Source organism: Aquiflexum gelatinilyticum, assembly GCF_024741135.1.
Taxonomy (GTDB): domain Bacteria; phylum Bacteroidota; class Bacteroidia; order Cytophagales; family Cyclobacteriaceae; genus Cognataquiflexum; species Cognataquiflexum gelatinilyticum.
In genome coordinates this window covers 1-22779 of sequence record NZ_JANSUY010000012.1, presented here as the reverse complement: position 1 = coordinate 22779, position 22779 = coordinate 1, and the positions used below count along the sequence as shown (strand labels likewise).

The 22779-nt window shown below is 42.0% G+C and carries 21 protein-coding genes; 11 read left to right on the top strand and 10 right to left on the bottom strand.

What is annotated here, in order from left to right; genetic code table 11:
* From NU887_RS13465 to NU887_RS13430, 8 genes are all read left to right on the top strand, one after another.
* Positions 1 to 1911 (top strand): RecQ family ATP-dependent DNA helicase, encoded by a 1911-nt coding sequence (locus NU887_RS13465; protein WP_258423905.1) that lies wholly within the window; start codon positions 1 to 3, stop codon positions 1909 to 1911.
* Entirely contained in the window at positions 1911 to 2504 is a 594-nt protein-coding gene (locus tag NU887_RS13460) for a hypothetical protein (protein WP_258423904.1), read from the top strand. The genes NU887_RS13465 and NU887_RS13460 overlap by 1 nt, the downstream gene beginning before the upstream one ends.
* Position 2505: 1 nt before the next feature.
* A complete protein-coding gene (locus NU887_RS13455; RefSeq protein ID WP_258423903.1) occupies positions 2506 to 3057 on the top strand; it encodes an NUDIX hydrolase in 552 nt (183 codons plus the stop codon).
* Between the two features lie 20 nt (positions 3058 to 3077).
* A complete protein-coding gene (locus NU887_RS13450) occupies positions 3078 to 3527 on the top strand; it encodes an acyl-CoA thioesterase (protein WP_258423902.1) in 450 nt (149 codons plus the stop codon).
* A gap of 54 nt (positions 3528 to 3581) precedes the next feature.
* Positions 3582 to 4268: a tetratricopeptide repeat protein gene (locus NU887_RS13445; RefSeq protein ID WP_275982399.1), complete on the top strand. Its 687-nt coding sequence runs from the start codon at positions 3582 to 3584 to the stop codon at positions 4266 to 4268.
* A complete protein-coding gene (locus NU887_RS13440; RefSeq protein ID WP_258423900.1) occupies positions 4268 to 5230 on the top strand; it encodes an L-threonylcarbamoyladenylate synthase in 963 nt (320 codons plus the stop codon). Before NU887_RS13445 ends, NU887_RS13440 begins: the two co-directional genes overlap by 1 nt.
* A gap of 209 nt (positions 5231 to 5439) precedes the next feature.
* Entirely contained in the window at positions 5440 to 6639 is a 1200-nt protein-coding gene (locus NU887_RS13435; RefSeq protein ID WP_258423899.1) for a phosphoglycerate kinase, read from the top strand.
* Between the two features lie 170 nt (positions 6640 to 6809).
* On the top strand, positions 6810 to 7043 hold the full coding sequence (locus NU887_RS13430; protein WP_258423898.1) for a YgdI/YgdR family lipoprotein: 234 nt from the start codon (positions 6810 to 6812) through the stop codon (positions 7041 to 7043).
* Between the two features lie 19 nt (positions 7044 to 7062).
* Here NU887_RS13430 and NU887_RS13425 read toward each other — a convergent pair whose 3' ends face one another.
* A complete protein-coding gene (locus NU887_RS13425; RefSeq protein WP_258423897.1) occupies positions 7063 to 9402 on the bottom strand; it encodes a glycoside hydrolase family 3 protein in 2340 nt (779 codons plus the stop codon).
* Positions 9403 to 9624: 222 nt separating this feature from the next.
* Between NU887_RS13425 and NU887_RS13420 the strand changes: the two genes are divergently transcribed.
* Positions 9625 to 13053: a ThuA domain-containing protein gene (locus NU887_RS13420; RefSeq protein ID WP_338081001.1), complete on the top strand. Its 3429-nt coding sequence runs from the start codon at positions 9625 to 9627 to the stop codon at positions 13051 to 13053.
* A 125-nt stretch (positions 13054 to 13178) separates the two neighbouring features.
* Here the strand turns inward: NU887_RS13420 and NU887_RS13415 are convergent, their stop codons facing one another.
* From NU887_RS13415 to NU887_RS13380, 8 genes are all read right to left on the bottom strand, one after another.
* Positions 13179 to 13931, bottom strand: a complete 753-nt coding sequence (locus tag NU887_RS13415) for an NIPSNAP family protein (RefSeq protein WP_258423895.1) — start codon at positions 13929 to 13931, stop codon at positions 13179 to 13181.
* Between the two features lie 30 nt (positions 13932 to 13961).
* Positions 13962 to 14333, bottom strand: a complete 372-nt coding sequence (locus NU887_RS13410) for a transmembrane 220 family protein (RefSeq protein WP_258423894.1) — start codon at positions 14331 to 14333, stop codon at positions 13962 to 13964.
* Between the two features lie 92 nt (positions 14334 to 14425).
* Positions 14426 to 14749, bottom strand: coding sequence for an L-rhamnose mutarotase (rhaM, locus tag NU887_RS13405; RefSeq protein ID WP_258423893.1), 324 nt, complete (start codon positions 14747 to 14749; stop codon positions 14426 to 14428).
* A 284-nt stretch (positions 14750 to 15033) separates the two neighbouring features.
* Complete coding sequence (locus tag NU887_RS13400) at positions 15034 to 15252, bottom strand: hypothetical protein (protein ID WP_258423892.1); 219 nt, start codon at positions 15250 to 15252, stop codon at positions 15034 to 15036.
* Between the two features lie 107 nt (positions 15253 to 15359).
* Positions 15360 to 15734 carry a hypothetical protein gene (locus tag NU887_RS13395; RefSeq protein ID WP_258423891.1) on the bottom strand — a complete coding sequence of 125 codons (375 nt, stop codon included), beginning with the start codon at positions 15732 to 15734 and terminating at the stop codon, positions 15360 to 15362.
* A 148-nt stretch (positions 15735 to 15882) separates the two neighbouring features.
* Positions 15883 to 16443 (bottom strand): LutC/YkgG family protein, encoded by a 561-nt coding sequence (locus NU887_RS13390; RefSeq protein ID WP_258423890.1) that lies wholly within the window; start codon positions 16441 to 16443, stop codon positions 15883 to 15885.
* Positions 16440 to 17798: a lactate utilization protein B gene (locus NU887_RS13385; RefSeq protein ID WP_258423889.1), complete on the bottom strand. Its 1359-nt coding sequence runs from the start codon at positions 17796 to 17798 to the stop codon at positions 16440 to 16442. The genes NU887_RS13390 and NU887_RS13385 overlap by 4 nt, the downstream gene beginning before the upstream one ends.
* A complete protein-coding gene (locus NU887_RS13380; RefSeq protein WP_258423888.1) occupies positions 17795 to 18553 on the bottom strand; it encodes a (Fe-S)-binding protein in 759 nt (252 codons plus the stop codon). The genes NU887_RS13385 and NU887_RS13380 overlap by 4 nt, the downstream gene beginning before the upstream one ends.
* Positions 18554 to 19063: 510 nt before the next feature.
* Here NU887_RS13380 and NU887_RS13375 point away from each other — a divergent pair.
* The gene (locus NU887_RS13375) at positions 19064 to 20227 is read left to right on the top strand and encodes a hypothetical protein (RefSeq protein ID WP_258423887.1); all 1164 of its coding nucleotides are present in this window, start codon (positions 19064 to 19066) and stop codon (positions 20225 to 20227) included.
* A gap of 110 nt (positions 20228 to 20337) precedes the next feature.
* The gene (locus NU887_RS13370; RefSeq protein ID WP_258423886.1) at positions 20338 to 21516 is read left to right on the top strand and encodes a hypothetical protein; all 1179 of its coding nucleotides are present in this window, start codon (positions 20338 to 20340) and stop codon (positions 21514 to 21516) included.
* A 32-nt stretch (positions 21517 to 21548) separates the two neighbouring features.
* On the opposite strand, the gene NU887_RS13365 is transcribed toward NU887_RS13370, so the two are convergent.
* On the bottom strand, positions 21549 to 22586 hold the full coding sequence (locus NU887_RS13365; protein WP_241141978.1) for a GntR family transcriptional regulator: 1038 nt from the start codon (positions 22584 to 22586) through the stop codon (positions 21549 to 21551).
* Between the last annotated feature and the right edge of the window lie 193 nt (positions 22587 to 22779).

Below are 22779 nucleotides of genomic sequence, written 5' to 3'. Positions count from 1 at the left end.
TTGAGAGAAAAGGCTTTCCATATTCTCAGTACGGTTTTTGGATACAGTGACTTCCGTCCTGTTCAGTTGGAGATCGTGCTTTCTGTTTTGGAAGGAAAGGATACGCTTGCCCTTTTGCCCACCGGGGGGGGGAAATCCATTTGTTTCCAGGTTCCGGCTCTGACGATGGACGGAATCTGTGTGGTGGTAAGCCCGCTGATTGCTTTGATGAAAGATCAGGTGGACAACCTTCGGAAAAAGGGGGTTTTGGCTGCAGCGATTTATTCAGGGATGGGAAAAAGAGAGATCGATACCGTATTGGACAACTGCATTTACGGTAATTACAAGTTCCTTTACGTTTCCCCAGAGCGGCTCAAAACCGAGATTTTTATTGAGCGCTTCAAAAAAATGAAAGTCAATCTGATCGCTGTTGATGAGGCGCATTGCATCTCACAATGGGGATATGATTTCAGACCGCCTTATTTGGAGATTGCGCTGATCCGTGAATTCCACCCGAATGTTCCATGTCTTGCCCTGACTGCTTCCGCTACTTTGAAAGTAAAGGCAGACGTCATTGAGAAGTTGGAGCTCAAAAAACCATCGGTATTTGTCCGTTCTTTTTCCAGAAAAAACCTCAGCTATTCGGTCAGATTAGTAGAAAACAAACTGGAAAAAGCCATTGAGATTTTGAATAAAATCCCCGGCTCGGCCATTATCTATGTCAGAAACCGGAAAGGCACCAAGGATATCGCCAATGTGCTCAATCAGATGGGGATTTCGGCGAGTTTTTACCATGCCGGCCTAGACAATGAGACGAGAGACAAGCGGCAAAATGAATGGAAGAAAAACCAAATCCGGGTCATTGTCGCCACCAATGCCTTTGGGATGGGTATAGACAAACCTGATGTCAGGGTAGTAATCCATATGGACCTGCCCGAAAACCTGGAAAACTACTATCAGGAAGCAGGTCGTGCAGGGCGGGATGAACACAAAGCTTATGGGGTTTTGCTCACCAATGAGCAGGACATGATGGTCTTGGAGGAGCGTGCGGCAATGGCTTATCCTCCGATTGATTTCTTGAAGAAGGTATACCAAAGTCTGGCAAACCAATACAGGATTGCGGTGGGAAGCGGATTTATGGTCAGTTATGATTTTGACATGTCTTCCTTTACGTCGACTTATGGGCTTGATTTGCTGACCACGTATAATGCTTTGAAAGTTCTTCAAGAAGAAGGGTTTTTGGAGCTGAATGAAGGATTTTATTCACCTTCGACTATTCATTTTTTGGTGGACCAAAGCAAACTCTACGAATTTCAGATCGCCAATGCCAAATTGGACCCTTTGATCAAAGTCTTGATGCGGACCTATGGCGGGGAGCTTTTTGTCGAATACCTCAAAATCCAAGAATCTAAAGTGGCCAAAAACGCTAAGATGGAAGAGTCTGACCTGATCAAACAACTCGAATACCTGGATCAGGTTGGGATTTTGGCTTACCATCCCAGAAAAGACAAACCCCAAATCACTTTTCTGACAGCGAGGTTTGATGCCGGAAAGCTTCCCTTGAATGCAAAGAGAATTGAGGAAAGGAGGCAAAACGCCATTTCCAAAGCCAAATCGATGTTAGGCTATATCAAGAACGCTTCGCTTTGCCGGGCAAATCAGATCTCCTCTTATTTTGGGGAAGAAAGCGATGATTTTTGCGGGATCTGTGATGTGTGTCTGGAAAACCGAAAACACCATGAGACCGAAGCAGAAAGGCTCAGGAAAAAGATTATTCAAACTTTAAGTGGAGGAACCTTGTTTTCACTCCATAATCTTCATGAAATTCCAGGATTAAAAAACGATGACTTTACGGTCAGGATTTTGAGAGAGCTCGAAGAAGAAGGACTGATCATGACTGAATCAAATGGTACCTATAAAATCAAAAGCTGATGGCTTCATTTATTGATGATATTTTGGGAAAACTTTTTCCAAAAAAATCAGCTCCCATGAACGTGAAAGAGAATTTTTCCCAATCTGAAGGGGAAAAGGACATGGTCGCGAATTGGATGGAATCAGAGGAGGGGCTGGCGACGCTGAAGCTCATCAATAAAAATTACCATTTCAAAAAGTCAGGAATCACGGGTTCCCCTGAGGTGCATATCCTCAATTCCCCATATGCCAACGGATTTGCAGTTTCTTTTGAAAGCCCTTTGGACGAAAAAACTTTTTCCCATCTTTTCTTTGCTTTTGGCAGACGAATGTTAGATTTGGGATACCATCGTGTAAGTCTGGACAGAAAAATGGAAGAAATTCAGGAAAATGTCAGGACTACTGAAAAACAGTATTTCAAGCCACCCCTGAGTAGCACTGATTTTTCCCAAAAGATTGACCAGATGTTTGGCAATGTGAGCATCGAAAAGGTCAATATCAACGATAAACCCAGCTTCCTCAAAGTTTTGGTCACGGTCTATTCAGACCATTTGTATCAAAACGCAAAGCCCTTTGACCAGTTTATCGACGATTTATTTCAAACCTACCCTTAGTATGGACCGAAAATCACTTAGAGAAAACCTTGAAAATTACAGAACACCCTTTGAAGATGAATCCTCTTTTGTGGATGATTTCATCGAGCTGACCTTTGATGACAATGCCTATGTCAGGGAAAGACTGGAGGGACATTTTACCGGATCGGCTTGGATTGTCAATAAGAGAAGGACACATACTTTGTTGACTTTGCACCGGAAACTGAACAAATGGCTCCAACTAGGAGGCCATGCGGATGGGCATGAAAACCTTCTCGAGGTGGCCATGGCCGAAGCACAGGAAGAAAGCGGGTTGACATCTTTGAGGATTGTGGATTCAAGGATTTTTGACATTGACAGGCACACGATTCCGCAGAGAGGCGATGTTCCTGAGCATTTTCATTATGATGTGCGGTTTTTGTTTGAAGCCGAAATGAACGAGCCGTTGCAGATTTCAGAAGAAAGTAAGGATCTTGCCTGGATACAGTTTGATGCCGTGGAGGATATAGTGGGGCTAAATCCATCTATTTTAAGGATGTTGGAAAAAACTTCTAAGTCCGAAATTTTGATGTAGTACATCAATAATTAAATGATATGAATAAATATAAAATTGAGGATGTACTGTCCTCTTTTTCTTTTTCAGTCCCAATCCAAGTCCGCTTTTCGGATATCGATGGCTATATGCACGTCAACAACGGAATCTATTTCAATTATTTTGAGCATGCCCGGGCAGAATTTTTATTTAGGGTCTGCGAATGGGATATTTTTAAAGTAGGTACGGTAGTGGCCAATATTAATATTGACTATCGGACTCCCATCCATGCAGAGGACAAGCCCGATGTCTATGTAAAATGTACCGGAATCGGGAATACTTCATTTGTATTGGAGCAGGTATTGATGGGGAAATCAAAAGACGGCGGGGATAAAATCTTTGCCCAAGCTTATACCACTATGGTTTTTGTGGACATGCACACAATGCGCCCTGTCCCTGTTCCCGAGGAGTATGCTTTAAAATTAATGGGGAAATCTTCCAAAGAGGCATAATTCTTTATCTTTGCCCAAAATTAAAAAACCGTGAAAAAAAATCTCCTTTGGCTGATGGCCATCATCTCGTTTTGGTCTTGTAGTCCTTCCGAGCAAGAGCTCTTAGATGAGGGAATCAAAATGATGGAAACCGAGCAATATGACAAAGCCATTGAGTTCTTTGACAGGACCATCGAAAAGAATCCTGCAAATACCACCGCACTGAATGCAAAAGGTGTTGCCCTTTTCCAACAAAGTAAATTTGATGAAGCCATAGCCTCTTTTTCAGCTTCAATTGATGTGGATTCCACTTCTTACAAACCGTACTTCAACAGAGGCAATGCCTATTTGGAGAAAAAATCCTACAAAGAAGCACTGTTGGATTACAATACTGCCAATGGACTTGATCCAAAACAAAACGACATTTACTATAACAGAGGGCTTGCCTTATTGGCTTTGGAACAATATGAAGATGCCATCTTCGATTTTGATGTGGCGCTTCAGTCGGATCCAAACAATGCCTTGGCACAATTCAACAAAGCAAAAGCCCAACTGGGCAACAATGACCCTGTCTCAGCCATCAACTCACTGATCAATACTGTAAACCTTGACAAGCAAAACGGAGCGGCCTATTACCTTTTGGGTGTGACGCAGATGAGTGCTTTCGGTCAGAAAGAAGACGGTTGTGCCAATCTCAAGCTTGCCTTAAGCCTAGGATATGCCGAGGCAAAAACCTGGATAGACGATTTTTGTAAAGAATAATGGCCACAATCGGTAAGGATATATCAAAAGCAAAAACCCTGCTCGAGCAAGGGCAATTGGTCGGAATCCCAACCGAAACGGTTTATGGATTGGCCGGCAATGCCCTCAATCCTGACGCCGTGGCCATGATTTTTGCAACCAAAAACCGTCCGGATTTTGATCCTTTGATCTTGCATACTTCGGCCATGGAACGGGTCCATGATTTTGTCAATGAAATCCCTTTTCCTTTGGATCTGTTGGCATCAAAATTTTGGCCGGGGCCTCTGACTTTGCTTTTGCCAAAAAAAGAAATTGTACCTGACTTGGTGACAAGTGGGTTGGATACCGTGGCAGTAAGGGTGCCGAGTCATTCCTTGACCAACGAGCTATTGTCAGAACTGGCTTTTCCTTTGGCAGCGCCGAGTGCCAATCCCTTTGGCTACATCAGTCCTACCAAAGCAAGCCATGTCAATGACCAATTGGGGAACAAAATAGCTTATATCCTTGACGGAGGAGACTGTGAAGTCGGACTGGAAAGTACAATCGTAGGATTGGAAGAAGGAGAAGTGACAGTCTACCGTTTGGGAGGTTTGGACCTGAATGCCATCCGTGAAGTGGTGGGCGAAGTGAAAGTAATGACGCATTCGAGCTCCAATCCAAAGTCACCTGGTATGCTCAAGAGCCATTATTCTCCCACAAAACCATTTATTCTTGGTAAATTAGAAGATCTTGTTTTGGAATATTCCACAAAAGGAATTCCATTCGCGATTTTATCTTTCCATCAAAAATTTTCATCCCTAGATCAATCCAAACAAATCCAATTGAGCCGAACAAAGGATTTGAATGAAGCAGCAAAAAATCTATTTGCTGCCATGCGGGCTTTGGATACCATGGATGTTTCCGTAATTTTATCAGAGCTTTTGCCTGAAGAAGGATTGGGTAGGGCGATCAACGACAGACTGCGGAGAGCGGCTGTTCAGTAGGCAGGTTTCAGTGGGCAGTTTTACAGTATTCAGTTTACGGTTGGCAGTGTTCAGTAAAAAACCTGTGTCAGTGGATCAGTTTTCAGTGTCAGAATTATTTTCTTCATTCGATGAAAGGTCAAAAAACCAAAATTACTTCCAACTTCTTACTTCTAACTTCCTACTTCCCACTTTCTTTAATCTTCAAAACCTTTTAAACAACAATAAACATGAACAACAGAATCAAAAGTGTGGACAATCTTGATTTTAAGGGTAAGAGAGCCCTTGTCAGGGTAGATTTTAATGTCCCTTTGGATGAGCATCAAAATGTAACAGACGATACGCGAATCAGTGCGGCCATTCCCACGATCGAAAAAATATTGAAAGACGGCGGTTCAGTGATCCTGATGTCGCATCTTGGCAGGCCAAAAGATGGTCCTGTGGATAAATATTCCCTAAAACATGTCATCAGCAATCTCCAAAAATTATTGGGACAATCGGTGAAATTTGCTCCTGACTGTATCGGAGAGGAAGCCAAAAACCTTGCTGCAGGCTTGAAACCAGGGGAAGTGCTTTTGCTTGAAAATCTCAGGTTTTACAAAGAAGAAGAAAAAGGAGATGAAGCTTTTGCAGAAAAGCTTTCAAAATTGGGTGATGTGTATGTGAATGATGCCTTTGGCACCGCTCACCGTGCACATGCTTCCACGGCTGTGATTGCCAAATTTTTCAATACCAAAGCCGCCGGTTACCTGATGATTTCAGAACTTGACAATTCTGACAAAGTTCTTGAAAATCCTGAGCGACCTTATACAGCCATCATGGGCGGCGCAAAGATTTCTGATAAAATTTTGATCATCGAAAGGTTATTGGACAAAGTCGACAACTTAATCATCGGCGGCGGAATGTCCTATACTTTTTCCAAAGCAAAGGGTGGAAATATCGGAGACTCTCTCTGTGAGCCTGACAAGTTGGACTATGTGTTGGAGTTGATGAAAAAGGCAGAGCAAAAAGGAGTGAAAATCATCCTTCCATTGGATACGGTTACTTCTAAGGCTTTTGCCAATGATGCCGAACAGGGTCTGGCCAAAGCCGGAGAAATTCCTGACAATTGGATGGGATTGGATATCGGACCGGAAACAAGGAAATTGTTCGGAGATGTCATCAAAAACTCCAAAACCATTCTCTGGAACGGCCCAATGGGGGTTTTTGAAATGAGTAGTTTCCTAAATGGAACCGTGTCTGTAGCCCAAGCTATCGCAGACGCCACAGAGGCCGGCGCATTTTCTTTGATCGGTGGCGGTGATTCGGCCGCGGCTGTCAACAAATTTGGTTTTGGTGACAAAGTATCTTATGTGTCTACCGGTGGAGGTGCTTTGCTAGAACACATGGAAGGCAAGGTATTGCCAGGAGTGGCAGCTTTAATGCCTTGATAAAAGTTAATAAAAAGTAAGTGAATAGATTACGAAAAAAGGCCGGTAATTGTCGGCCTTTTTTCTTTCAGTCCTTTACCTCCAAAAATGATATAAGAAAGAATAATTCAATCCTCCTTGCGTTTTGCTACAAAATTGTAATTTTGGCCTTTATTGTTAAATCTTCACCCATGAAAAAAATCTTTTTTACATCCATCCTTATCCTGGGATTGGCAGGTTGTATATCCGATATCGAAGAAATCTCAGGAACATGTACTGTCCTTCTTAAGGATGGTACCACCATCGAAATGAGTCAGGACATCAGGCAGAATACAAGAACAGGGACCATAACCTACCGTGATGAGGACGGTAAATTGTGGTCCATATTCAAAGAAGACTATGAGTCTTTTGACTGTGGGTCTTGATTTACGTGCTTAGGGCTATTTATTTTTTCTTATACTTTTCTGTTCTTGAGTCTTTGATTACTCCTTTCCAATTTAATCCAAAAGCGAAATCATAGGTATTGCCTGCCTCATCTACATGGCAATCCATATCATGGGCTACATCTTCAAATTGGCTTTCTACCGTTTCCATATTGGCAGGCATCTGTACCGGTAATAATCCGCTTGGTTCTGCAGCTCCTGATAAAATATCTAAAATTGCCTGATCCTGAACATTGAAGTGCAACACGATTCCCTGAACCTCTTTTTCAAATTCTGAAAAAACCATTGGGTTAGAGGCCGAAATAATGGTTATAACAGGTTTTCCGTTTATGACTTTTTTGGTATCCATGATGTTTTGAAGGTCCTTCAGATTGGAAGCTGTGATGGTTTTGTTTTTATAAGACCTGTTGGTAACCTGTGGAGCGAGTACCGGATCTCCTGCCGCAAGGCTTTGTTCTCGGGCAGTAGCAGCTGTGTAAGTGCCATATTGGAGACTGATGGGCACATAGCCATTGCCTCCATTCATTCTGTCTGCAGGGTCATATCCCGTTCCTGATTCAGGGTTGCTGACAAAGACCAATGCAAAATCTGCTTCCTCGGGATTTTCGGTAACCTGAAAGTATTTTTTGGCGATTTCAAGGTTCACTGCATCTACCCATTGTTCTTCCGATTTGATTCCCCACCAATTGGTAGTTGAAGGAATAAATTTTTTAGGGATATAGACCTTGCTGTTTTTGGCGATGGGAAGGACATTTTCTTTATTCTTCAACATGACCACGGACTTGACTTGCGCCTGAAATCCTTCTTCCATAAATGCCGGATTACCGACAGTTTCCCTGGTATGGGCGATTTCGAGGTAAGGATTTTCAATTAAGCCTGTCTGGAAAATATTCCTCAACAGCCTCACCGCTGACTTTTCAAATCTTGCTCTCATCCATTCTTCACCATGTTCTTTAACGCCTAACTGGTAGGCTTCCAAGACAGGTTTGATGTCATTGTTGCCGCCAAACTGATCGGCACCTGCCATGATTACCCGGTAATGTCTTTCGGCAATGCTGGCGGTTTCCATGCCCCATGGTTTTCCTGCGAAGACTTCCACATTGTCTCTTTCATTGCCTGTCACTCCCCAATCGGTGCAGACGACGCCTTCATATCCATATTTTCCTCTCAACAAATCGGTAATGAGATATTCGCTGTAGGCATTGGCTACATTTTCTCCGTTTTTGCTGTCCTGCCCATAAGAAATGGTATAGTAAGGCATGACTGCTGAAGCAGATTTGGTTTTTCCGCTCAGCTTAAATGCGCCTTCTGTGAAGGGTACCAAATGTTCTTCGAAGTTGTTCCCGGGATACACCGCAAACTTTCCGTAAGCAAAATGTCCGTCTCTTCCTCCTTCTTCAGGTCCGCCACTTGGCCAGTGTTTGACCATGGCATTGACACTTTGAAAGCCCCAACCTCCGGAGATTTCATATTCAGGTGCAGAAGACTGAAATCCGTCTACATATCCCCGTGCCATGTCCGCCGATAGTCTTGAATCCTCTCCGAAAGTCCCTTTCAATCTGTTCCACCTTGGTTCGGTACCAAGGTCTATCTGCGGAGAAAGTGCTGTCGTCAATCCCAAAGCCCGGTATTCTATGGAAGCAACTTCTCCAAACCTTTGCACCAAAGCCGGATCAAAAGTCGCTGCCAATCCTAGGGCTTCAGGCCACATGGAGATATTGCCTCCTGCGCCAGCGTTGTATTCCGTACTCGCGATTGGGCTGTGTCTTGGGTCTGAACTGTTATTGGTCGGGATTCCGAAACCCAAACCTTCGACATAAGCTTGGGCATTGTTGTTCCATTGGGCAGCTACTTCAGGGCTTTCTACCCCTGTGATCAATACATGCCTGAGATTGTCTTCAGTCAAAAACTTCTTTTGTTGGTCTGAAAGCGAGGAAGATGGCATACCGCTTTCAGAAAGTGGTTTTCCTTCGTATGTACCTGCACCAAATCCCACGGGTGCAGCAGGGATGGCTTGGTGAGAACTGTAAAGCATCAGTCCTGCAATCTGTTCGACTGACAATTTGGTGGCCAAGTCAGTTGCCCTATCCTTAAAGGAAAGCCTCCAGTCTTCGTATTTGTCAAGTTCTCCGTTCTTGTTCAGGTCCTTGAATTTCAACCCTTTTTCATCAAGAATATTGACACCCGAAGATTTTGAATAACCGAGTTTTGCACCTTTTGATTGGGTGAGGATGGTGATATTTCCATCTAATGGGGTTTCTTCCACCACATTTTTTTCGCAGGACATCAACATGGCTGCTATCGCAAACATGGGGATGGTTTTTTTGGTTATTTGTTTCATGGTCAGCGTATTTATATCCAAATGTATTTCAAAATGTAAAAAATACATAATGAAATTTTTGCAGGTCAATTTAATTAATTAATATTTGCTTTTGGTTCAAAGAAATCGACCAATCTTACGGCCAAATGCCCACTTAAATGATTCAACCGCAAGCATATTGAGAATCTCTCTATCTTTCCAAATATTTCCAAAATACAATAACCTATGTTAACCTTGAATTCCTTGAAAAGAAGTTTATTTCTTCTAGTGATGGTCTTGGTGGTTTTTTCGTCCTGCAATAAGAGAAGCGGAAAACCAAAAGTCCTAGTATTTAGTAAAACAGCCGGATTTTATCATGAATCCATCGTGGATGGGGTAGCTGCTATCCAAAAGCTCGGTGCAGAAAACGAATTTGACGTGGACACCACGACCAATGCGGAGATGTTTACGGAGGAGAACCTTCAACAATATTCAGCAGTCATTTGGTTAAGTACAACAGGTGACGTGCTCAATCATTATCAGGAAGCTGATTTTGAAAGATACATCCAGTCAGGTGGGGGTTATGTAGGTATCCACGCTGCAGCGGATACAGAATATGAGTGGGGATGGTATAGTAGACTTGCCGGCGCTAATTTTTCTTATCATCCCGGCATAGGTGACCCACATCCAAATGTTCAGGATGGTAAATTGAATGTTACGGATAGGAATCATTCTACCACCCGTTTTTTACCGGAGATTTGGAACAGAAGAGACGAATGGTATCATTTCAAAAAGATGAATCCTGACGTCAATGTTTTGATGGACATCGATGAGTCTAGCTACTTGCAGACCAAACCGATGGGATTCCATCCGATGGCTTGGTACCATGATTTTGACGGAGGAAGGGCATTCTACACAGCCGGCGGTCACACCAAGGAATCATATACAGAAGAGCTTTTCCTTCAGCACGTTTTGGAAGGAATCAAATATGCCATTGGAGATAACAAAGAACTTGATTATTCCAAAGCAAAAACCCAAAGAGTTCCTGAAGAAAACAGGTTTGAAAAGATCAACCTTGTAGTCGGTGAATTTACCGAACCTACCGAAATGACCATTTTGCCCAATCTTGACATCTTGATAGCACAAAGAAGAGGTGAGGTCATGCTGTACAAAAACGGTGATTCCACAGTCCGAGAGATTGCCAAGCTGGATGTGTATTGGAAAACAAGTACGCCTGGTGTCAATGCTGAGGAAGGTTTGATGGGTATTCAGAAAGATCCGAATTTCGCGGAAAACAATTTTATTTTCATGTATTACAGCCCAACGGGCAAGGAAGTCAACAGGCTTTCAAGGTTTAAATTTGAAAATGACAAGCTGGATTTGGCTTCTGAAAAAATCATTTTGGAATTGTTTTCCCAAAGGGAAATATGCTGTCATACCGGTGGTTCCATTGCTTTTGACAAAGACGGATTACTATACCTTTCTACAGGAGATAATTCTACGCCTTTTGATCAGAAAGACAGCAAATTTGTCAATAGGGGTTTTGCACCTTTGGACAACAGAGATGGTTTTGAGCAATTTGATGCTAGAAGAAGCTCGGGAAATGCCAATGATTTGAGAGGAAAGATTTTGAGAATCAAAGTAAACGAAGACGGAAGCTACGATATCCCAGAAGGCAATTTATATCCAAAAGGAACAGAAGGCACAAGACCTGAAATCTATGTTCAGGGAAACAGAAACCCTTATAGAATTTCCGTGGATCAAAAAACAGGATTCCTCTATTGGGGAGAGGTAGGTCCTGATGCAGCCAATGACAGCTTGGATACAAGAGGTCCAAGAGGTTATGACGAAGTCAATCAGGCAAGAAAAGCGGGTAATTTTGGTTGGCCGTATTTTGTTGGCAATAATTACCCTTACCGTGAATTTGACTACACCACAGGAACTCCTGGTGCGGCTTTCGATCCTGAGAAGCCAGCCAACAACTCCAAAAACAATACCGGGGTGAAAGTGGTAGCGCCGATGTCGCCTGCATTTATATGGTATCCATATGGAGTTTCTGCTGAGTTTCCACAGCTCGGTACAGGCGGCAGAAATGCCATGGCAGGTCCTGTCTATTACTCGGACATGTATCCTGCAGATACAAAATATCCTTCCTACTATGATGGGAAGTTCTTTATGTATGATTGGGTAAGGGGTTGGATCAAAGTGGTGACTATGTTGCCAAACGGTGACTTTGACAAAATGGAGCCCTTTATGTCCAAAACCAAATTCAATGCCCTGATCGATATGGAAGTCGGCCCGGATGGTAAATTCTATGTGTTGGAATATGGAAATGGGTGGTTTACCAAAAATGCGGATTCGGGACTATCCAGAATTGATTTCAATGCAGGAAACAGAACCCCTGTCGTCCAATCAATTTCCGTAGATAAAAAATCCGGTTCAATTCCCTTCACGGCAACATTTACTGTAGAAGCCAATGACCCCGAAAACGACCCCTTGAATTTTGTTTGGGATCTTGGAAACGGAGAAACAGTCAATACCACAGAACCAAAATTGACACATACTTTCACTGCAGTCGGTGATTATGATGTACAGGTTTCGGCCATCGATCCTAGCAATTTGAGTGCAAAAAGTACGATAGCTTCTGTTTATGCAGGAAATGTTGCCCCGATTGTAAACATTGAACTCAAAGGGAATCAGACATTCTATTTCCCTGGTAAGAAAGTAGCATACAATGTTTCTGTATCAGATCCTGATGATGCCGATGCAGGCAATGATCTTTCGACCTTGTATGTCTCAGCAGACTATATTTCAGGATTGGATCAGGCAGAGGCAGGCAAAGGTCACCTGATTATGACTGAAGCCATGACAGGAAAGAGCCTAATAAGTTCATTGACTTGTATGACTTGTCACAAAGAAGACGAAGCATCCATCGGCCCTGCTTATGTGGATGTGGCGCGGAAATACAGAAGAAACCCTGAAGCCGCAACAACTTACCTTGTGAATAAAATCCAAAAAGGAGGAGGCGGTGTTTGGGGTGAAACGGTAATGCCTGCAAACCCGAACCTGAAGAATGATGATGCCAAAAAAGTAGTTGCCTATATCCTTTCACTTGGAAGAAGAGATGCTGTCGAAAAGCCTTCACTACCGGCATCTGGATCGGTAGACCCAACGGTTAGTAAGGCCCTGAGTGACAATGGGGTGTTTGTCCTTTCAGGAAGTTTTACGGACAGAGGAGCAGAAGGAGTCAAACCTTTGACAGGAAACAGTGCAGTAACCCTCCGAAATCCGAAGATGGGAATGGATCAGGCAAGAAACCTCGTCGATTTCTCAACCATGTCGTTTGGCGGAATGACCTTGATGATGATTCCTGACAAAGAAGCATCTTTTGCTTTCGAAGGAATTGACCTTACTGATATAGGCTCTATACAGGTATTGGGAGGTGGTCAGGAACCTAGTAATGAAGGTTTTGTCATTGAAGTCAGATTGGATTCACCTTCAGGTAAGAAAATCGGCGAAACCAAGTTGATGACTTATCCAGGTGGTCCCGGAGGACGCGCAGGGGGAATGGCAAACATCACCATTGAACCAATTACTGATGGCAAAAAGCACGATATTTATTTTGTAACAAGACCGGCGGCGGCAGGAGAACCAACAGCGATTTTGGTATCTGCGGAATTCAAGGCCAAGTAAGCCTCTGACTTTGTTTGCATTAATTAGCACGATTGATTACAGTCAAAAGTAAAGCCCCAACAAAATCGACAGATTTTCTTGGGGCTTTCTTATTTGAAAATGAAAAATAGCAAATAAATGTTCCTTTACTTCAAAGGCGAAAAAGGGAGAGGCTTAAGGTATACCGAGGTTATCTTTTCGACTATTTTTCCGTTTTGCTCTGAAGCATCTCGGACCACAATCCAAGAAGGATCTTTTCCGAATTTTTCGAAGGATGCTTTGCCAGCTTTTTCATTCTTGTGTGCCAAAAGATAAACCAATTTGGTCTGTACAGCAGGATCTTTTTCGACAGTGTACCAATACATCACATTGATCATGCCGTGTTTTTGGAACAATTCACGTGTATAATCCCTGAATCTCGCATGGATTGCGTCCACTTTTCCTGGCATCATGGTATACGTCCTCAATTCAAAAACCCTTTCTCCTTGGTAATCATCGCGGATGATTTCCGGTGTCAGGTCAGGTGCATTTTCCATAAATACCTGTTCAACTTTCGCTACCAAAGGACCATTTGCTTCTGAGGCCTTCGCAGCGGCTTGCCACTCGGGACTGTTGGCAAATTTATTCCACAATAAATCCCTTGATTCTTTGTTGGGATAGGCAAGAATGAAGGTTAAGGTGTTATTGGTTTCGTCCGTAGGAATGAAATAGGCAATGTTTTCAATTCCGTTTTTTTCAAACAATTTTAGGGTATGGTCTTGAAATCTTTTGATCAGATCGGGTCTTTTTCCTTCATGTGCAGTGTAAGTCCTCATTTCAAAATACCGGGTATCCTGAGCATGGATCAGATTGGGAATCAGGCCGCAAAGGACCAAAATAATAATTGAAAACTTTTTCATAAGGAATTATAATTTAATTGGACTGTAATTTTAGATTTTGTTTTTCCAGCCAAAATAGGCTGATACGGAAAGGATTGCTGCAATGATAAGCAAGCCAAATGTTTCCCTTGCTTCTTCGGATTCCTGGGTTTTCATGGTCAGGTCCTTGTTTTCCAGTTCATAATTGACCCACTCGGATACCGAAGTCGGATAGAAATAAACCGCTCCGACGATGCAGGCTACAATAATTATTCCCAAAGGGATTATTGGATGTTTTCCCATTACGGCAAGTCCGCTAAATATAGCTGCAAGTATATAGACGGATACCCATATTTGAGGATCGGGGTCGTTGACTTGCCAATAGGCAAAAAGCAAGAATACAATCGACCAGAAAATGAAGAAGTATTTTGGGAAATTTTTCATGGTATGGTGGGTTTTGTCTACAATTTAGGAATTTAAAATTTTCCTTTTAAATTCTTACACTACCAAAATGATATTGTTGGAAGAAAGAAAAATCACAACCTGAATACTTCCTCCATTGGAACACTAATAGGGGAATTGTCTGGATTTGAAATAGAAATATCGGCCATGTATTTCCACCATTTTTGTACGACAGGATGGTTACCAAGTTCTTGGGAATTGCCCTTTCCGGTTATTTTTTGAAAGGCAAATAGGGTGGATGTTTCTCTGTCCAAAAAAATGTAATATTCAGAAATTCCTGAATCCTCGAGTAGTTTTTTCAGTTCGGGCCATATTTCATCATGTCTCCGCCTGTATTCTTCTTCCATGCCGGGACGGATAGACATCTTGAAGGCAAATGTGCGATGTTCTGTTTTCATTCTCTTGATTTCCAGATTTTTGGGTTTCGGGAAGTATTGAAAATCGCCCTTATGATAACCAATTTGTTATTTTCATCCACAGAGTAATGAATCATATAAGGGAATCTTTTGAGTGGAAGACATCTTGTCTCATCATATCTTATCTGAAAAATTGGGTGTTTTCAAGAACTTCAAAAGAATGATCCAGTTCTTCCTCAAATTTATATCCTAAGCCTGGTGCTTGTAAATTTTAATAATTAACAGCATCTTGAATGTCCTGCAGAGCAGCAGGTTCAATTACAACTTCAAATCCCATCGGAATCAGCGATGTGATCAAGCATTTTTTTGGCGTTCTTCCAAGGGATTAAGTTTTCCGCCTTGGAATTCCTAATCCGTTCCCTTACGATCTCCTTGTGTTCTTCAGGAATGTTATATTCCATCTCTGCTTCCAAACCAAGTTGTTCAAAAAGCTCCATATAGAACTCAAATTTTTCGTCGGGAATTTTTAAGGTGACCTCTCTCATGTTCCTGCATTTATAATAACTCTAATTTAAATAAAAAACTCCAATCTCAAACCAACACCACCCTCAGACTCTTTGCTTTATAGTGATCCTGAAATAAGAGTATAAAATCAAATTGAGCAAGAAGAATTAACAGGCCTCCAGATAACTCTTTCATTTGATAATTGAATGCCATCAATTTCAGATTCCGGACCTACTACACCCAAGAAAGTACCTTCGCAATTATATGCTGTCACAACTGAATTGCAAAAGGGACAACAGTTTTTCATTAGAAAAATATTTTCTTCATTGTATTCGGCTACCGTAATGAAAAAATATTTATTCAATTCAGATTGTCCAGAAGATGCTATTCTTTCAGCCAGCCAAGCCAATTCTTTAACAGGGTCTTTTACACCGCAAACCTCAAATGTGGGTTCTTCGGCTTTTTCTTGGCAAGAAAATGATCCAAAGAAAATCGATAAAATTAGGAAGGATAACTTTTTCATCTTTTCTGTAATTAAGACATGAATGAAATGTAGAATTAAAGCGCAAAAAATCTATAACTGCTTTTTCCTTTACGTTAATTCTATTTTTAAGTTTTATCTCCGGAACATTATGGCACTAGTCTCATTTCTCGATTCTAAACTCTCGCTTCTACATAAATACCACCCTCAGACTTTTTGCGCCATGGGCTCCGATGACGAGTGACTGCTCGATGTCAGCTGTCTTGGAAGGTCCAGCTAAAAACAGCCCAAAACCTGATTCCTGCAAGCCGATCATGTCATAAGCCTGATGCATATTCCCCACCAGATTGGCGGAATCCAGTACAATCACCAAATGCTCCGTGATGAAAGGCAGTGCCCGCAAACCCATATCCTGATCTTCCAGCCATATAGCCCCGTTTTCTGCCACCCCAAATTGTCCCCGAATAATGGCAAGATTCAGGTCATTGAGTTGATGGGCGTCTTCAGTGATTCTGATATTGGTGAAGGAAGAAAAATCTTCAATACGGGAATAAACTTTTTCGAAAACCCCTGAAGCCAATAAGCCCAGAAGATCGGCCTTTGAAATTACTTCACCTTTGTTGGCTTGGATGGAAGCTATAAACCTGGCTTTCAAATCACCCTCAAATTCAAATTCAGGGATAATAGGTAGTTTCTTTGCTGCCAAAGGAACAGCCTTGATTTTGGACAATATCAGATCCCTGCTGCTCATTTGCGGTTCTTTTTATACCAGTCTTTGAATGATTCTTTTGGCAACTCAGGCAAGTCCCGTTGCTTTCCCCAAGTATTCAAACCTGAATAGGTGATGCTGTCAGGCAGGATTTTCAAAGCGCCACGCATCATATTTCCACTCAGATTATAGGCAAAAGGAACCGCAAAAACCCCATTGGCAATCTTCATCGCCAGGCTTTTAGCCCTGTCAGGCTGTGCTTTGGTAATTTCCTGCCGCCACTCATAGAGTTGCTCGTGGATGTTGATCTTCACTGGACAGACGTCGGTGCAGCTGCCGCAAAGGGTGGAGGCAAAAGGCAGTGAACTGTGTTTTTGTAAATCGATACCGGGGGAAAGGATAGACCCAATCGGTCCGGGAACAGTGCTTTCATAGCTGAAACCACCGCTTCTCCTATAAATCGGACAGGTATTCATACAGGCCCCACAGCGGATGCATTTGAGGGAATTTTTGAATTTAGGTCTTGCCAATTGGGCAGTCCGGCCATTGTCGACCAAGACGATATGGATTTCTTTTCCCGGAGATGGACTTCTGAAATGGGAAGTGTAATTGGTGACGCTTTGTCCTGTTGCCGATCTTGCGAGCAGACGGAGAAATACCCCCAAATGGGCCCGCTTCGGGATGATTTTTTCTATTCCCATACAGGCGATGTGCACATCTGCGAGGTGGACACCCATATCGGCATTGCCTTCATTGGTGCAGACCACAAACTCCCCCGTCTCAGCCACTCCGAAATTCACTCCTGTGATCGCCACTTTTGCGGAAAGGAATTTTTCTCTCAAATGGATTCTTGCCGCGTGGGTGAGGTAATCCGGATCTTCGTTTCCTTTTTCGGTATGGAGTTTTTCGTGAAAAATCTCAGAAATATCCCTTTTCTTCAGGTGGATTGCAGGTAATACTATATGACTTGGGGCCTGATTAAGGAACTGTACGATGCGCTCGCCAAGGTCCGTATCCACGACTTCGATGCCGTTTTTTTCCAGATAGGGATTCAGGTGACATTCTTCTGTCAGGATGGATTTGCTTTTGACGATGGCTTTGCAGCGCTTTTCCTTCAAAATCCCAAGGACAATCCGGTTATGTTCTTCTGAATCCTTTGCCCAATGGACATGGATGTTGTTGGCTTTTGCATTTTTTTCAAATTCCTCCAGATAACTGCCCAAATTGGCCAATACATTGTCTTTGATCTGGGAGGCAAGGTCCCGGAGGTTTTCCCATTCGGGGACGGATTTGCTGATTTTATCCCGCTTGTCCCTGACAAACCACAGGGTTTCATCGTGCCATTTGGACTTGGCCTGATCCTGCAAAAATTCCGCTGCCTGGATGGGATGACTCATGAGATGGCTTCGTTAAGGATTTCGGCGATATGCTTAAACTGGATCGGATTTCCGTTTCGTTTGGCGATTCCCTGCAAATGCATGATGCAGGACATGTCGCCTCCGGTCAGGATTTCGACTTGGTGTTCTTGGTGGTCGGCCAACCTGTCTTTGCCCATTTGGATGGAAAGGGCTTCTTCGCTGACCGCAAATGTGCCTCCAAAACCACAGCATTCATCTTTCCTTTCCAATTCCACCCATTCCAATCCTTCCAGATTAACCATCAATTGCTTCGCTTTGTTGAAAGGAGTTTGGTGTAATTCACTTGAGGACGAAAGCCTCAAACCCCGTTGCCCATGGCAGGAGGCATGGAAGCCGACCCTGTGTGGAAAGCTTCCTTTGATGTTCCCTATTTTCAGAATATCAGTCAAAAACTCCGTCAGTTCAAAAATCTTGTCATGGAGCTCAGCCTGTTCTTTTTCCATTCCTGCGATCACGGGAGCATGTTCTTTGACATGGAGGACGCAACTTCCTGATGGGGCGACGACATAATCAAAGTCCTTGAAAATCCTGATAAAATGCCTGGTCGTGGCAATTGTATCCCGTTCATACCCCGCATTGGCCATGGGCTGCCCGCAACAGGTTTGACCCATAGGGTATTTCACCTGACAACCCAATTTCTCAAGCAATTCCAAAGTCGCAATCGCCACCTTGGGATAAAACTGGTCGACGTAACAGGGGATGAAAAGTCCTATTTTTATTTTATTCTCGGGCATTTTATGAATTTGATATTAATGGATACAGAGATATTGATTGATATTTTGGTGAAGGAAATGCAGTACAATTAGTGCTCTATAATGTCTGTTAATATCCATAAATATCAATTAGTATCCACCAATATCATTTAAAACAATTTTGTTTCTCAATCTCAAAAAGTCTGATTAATAAAATATCCTGTAGTGTCGGGTCTTGGGATATAAGAATAATTTGAAAGTGGGATTTCCTTTTCCCCTAATCGAAAAAATACGCCTAATTTTTCGATTACGATCTGAAAAATCAGCCATTAGCTTTGTGTGTTTTTTTATTTTGGGCTTAATTTGGCATGCCGAAATCAATATTTTTTGAATTCAGGTTTCCTAAATCTTAAGATTATTTTTCCTGAATCTTGATTAGGTGGATAATTTCATTTTGATGTATAGAATTTATTTTTTAGGTTTAATTGTCTCCCGATTCCAAAAAGCTACTTACTCCAGGAATCGGTTCAGGTTTTAAAAAAAATTGATCCTATGCGGTATCTGGTCTTCTTTATTTTGTTCATTTTATTTATCTCCTGCAATTCAAAAAATCAGGATACAGAAGTTATAGAGACTTCTTCACCTCAAAAATCAATTTCCTTGGTAAAGCTGGATAGTATCCAGATTGATTACCTAGGCATTCCCACTGTTCATGATATTGATCCAAAATCCGGAACGGTTCTGTTTATGGATCATAAAGAATTTTCGGAAGATATCTTTATCGCTGACTTTGAGGGTAAGATCCTTTCATCTTTTTCCAAGTTCGGTGACATGCCTGATACGTATGGGGCTTTGATGAGCACAATTAAAATTACTGGACCTGATTCTTTTTTGGTGTATGGCTATAAAGGTTTTTTTACTTATGATTTTGATGGGAAGTTATTGTCTTTGGTAAAATACGATGATTTTCATGTTCCCAACGAACGTATGACGGCCATGGGATTTGGTATGGAAAATTTAACAGATAAGCTCCTTTACCTTAATTTTGAGCCGAGGCCTTCGGAAGTCCATCAATATAAAGACCTCAAATTGTTATCAGTAATTGATCCCGTAGGTGGAAAAAGAAATGCAATCATCGGGTTTCCGGAGAACAGTGTTTTTTTAAATGGCAACTATTTCTTTTCTCCCACATGGTTTCCTGTTTTTACCGTTGATAAAGAGCATATTTATGTAGCATTTGGTTTAGAGCCTGTAATTCATGTTTATGAAGCTAAAGAGCCTTATTCTCTAAAATCCTCCATTCCACTTAATCTTCCTGATTATAATTATTCTAAAGGAACAGAAGATCCAAACGATTTCAGGTTTATAAGTATGCTTTTTTCCTCAGGTAGGATTGACAATATCAAAAAGATTGATGGAGTATTTATAGTTGCCTATTTTCAGGGGTATAATGAAACAGATTCTGAAACCAATTTTGAAAACAAATCTCCAGTAGAAGCATCGATTTTTAGAGAAAAGATGATGGAAAAGTATCCAAAAAGAATTGCCATCCTAGACTCACTTGGAAATGTCATCAATGATTTTGTTCCGGAAGGTCTGGAACCCAGAAGTATGCTGCTCCGAAACGGAGAACTCTGGATGATGGAAAAACCGAATGAGGAAGAAGAAAAAGATTATTTCAGGTTGTTCAGGGTAGGGCTGAAAGTAGAGGAATGATGTGAGGGGTATTTTTGAGGAATATGAATATTTTGAATAACAACCTAAACTTATTTTAGATCGTTATACGCCTTATCCAAACACTTTTCAACCATTTATTTCCCCAGACCATGGCCACAATAACCCAAAAACTATCGCTGGAATTTGTTTTTTCTTTATCAATGCTCTTTTTGCCAACAGACTCCTTTTCCCAATACCAATTAGAGAAGGTGGAAGAGTTTAAAATCAACTCCTTGCTTCCGGTCGTAATCGTTGATTACCATCCAGAGAGCAAACTTTACTTGGGATATATTTCCGATTCTAAAGGGACGAGGATAGTCCTGATAGACGAACAAGGAGAATTTGTCATCAATAAAGGTTTGGTAGGGGAAGGACCTAATCAATCCTCGGCTGCATTCAATGCCATGGCTTTTACAGAAGAAGGTGATATTTGGCTTCAGACGCCTTATCAGCTTTTTCTTTATAACCAAAAGCTGAATGTTAAAAACAAGATCCGCTATCTGTCGGGTACAAAAATGCATATTTATGGGAGAATGGAATTTTTTCCCTATTTCTACCAAAATCAATCCCAATCAAGTTTGTCATTTATCACCACTCCCTCAGGTACAAATTCTACCAGGCCTGATAGGGAAAACAGTTCTGATTTGATTGAAATTTATGAGGTAGAGAAAGAGGAGTTGTACAAAATGTCCCCCGCCCTAGATAGGTCCATGAATAAGAAATTCGATAAATCAACAATAAATAATCTTCATTCAATTATTTACAAAATTGACCCAAAGAAAAAGAAGCTTTTTTTGACAACGAATTTGGACAATGAAATCACTATTTATGATTTGACTTCCCGGAAATTGGAGTCAAGAATAAAGATTAACCATGGTGATTTTGGCATGGTCAAAAAGAGTCTGATATCAGATGATGATTTTCCGTCTCATGGAAGAATCAGTTTAAGTCCTAAAAACAGCAAATTGTTTTCCCTTGACGGTGGAATGATTGTTCTCGATTATATCCGGGGAATAGAATATGGTACTTATGAGAGTAAGAAAGCTGACGATCCTACTTATCATCATTTTGAAGATCCTGCGTACCACAGACTCATTTTGTTTGATGGGACCAAACAAGTAAGTGCTGACATTCCACTGCCAACTAATGGAAAAGTAACCATGACTTTACCTGGCAACAGGCTTTTGATCCAATTGATCAATCCTGATGTGGAGGAGGACTTTATCAGGTATGGGATTTATAAGGTGGTTGGATCAAATAATTATTTATTAAAGCATCTGATTTTTTGAAATCGGATAATTGAAAAAACCTGATTTAAACCTCACAGCGTCTTCCTCACCGTCATCTTAAATGGATTTTTGGAGACTTTTTCGGTGGTTTTTCCCAAAATCAGTTCTGCAATCCTTTTTCCCATATGCTCAAAATCCGTGGAGATCGTCGTGATGCCATCCGCCAAAATTTCCTTTAGCGGCGTGTCATTATAAGAAATCAATCCCACTGCCTTTCCCAATTCCAAACCCTGTTCCCGGCTTTTCTTGACGACATTCACCAGGTCCGTCTCCGCCAATGTGATATAGACATCACCTTCGTACAGGGGTTCGGCGTCGATACCGTCAAGGATGACATTGTCAAAATTGTAGTAAAAGCAGAATTTCTTAAACCCATCCACAATCTCAGGCGGATACATCAGTCCCCGCGGATAGACGAGTTTGAGTTTTTGGTATTTTTTCAAATGCTCGATCCCATCTTCCAAGGCATGGAAAATATCCTTTTCAAAATCCTGATAAACGCCGGGGAATTCATTTTCGTGGCCTTTGACCGCACGGTCCATGATCAGCAGTTTGTTTTCGGGAAACTGCCGTGCAATGTCATAAGAATCCATCAGGTGCGAATCTTCATCATAAAAATGGGGTGCAAGCACATAGTAATGGTATTTTCCCATATTCCTTTCGAGCAGTTCCTGCACCATCGACTTATTGTAATGATGAACATGGATGTCCACGGTGGCTTTTTCGCCGAGTGTTTCCAAGACCGAGTAGTAGATGATTTTCTTGTAGGAACTGAGCTTGTTGAAAAGGAGCAGGACTTTGAGTTTATTGGAAGTGTTGGTCGAACTCACATAAAAGCCTTTCCCTTTGACCGAAGTGATGATGCCCCGGTCTTTGAGTTCGTTGTACGCTTTTTCGACGGTATCCCTCGAAAGCAAAAAATCAAAGCTCATCTCGTTGATCGAAGAGATCCGCTCTCCGATCTTCAGCCTGCCGCTTTCGATATCTTCCAGGATCAGGTTGACTACCTGCTGGTACTTCGGGGTTTTGGACCCGTTGTTGATTTTGTCCATTTTGTCGAACATCGTCATTTTTGGGTTATTTTGGAGTTAATGTGAATTTATTTTCAGCCTCTTTGCAAAAGCCTCATTATCCTAATTCAGACAGGCCGGAAGACGGAAGACGGAAGTACCGTAGATACCGAATCCCTACCCTAAACTGAAATTCATTTGTTCGAGGCGGGAAGGAATGACGGCGGACCGGGCCGGCCCAGGCCTTGTGCGT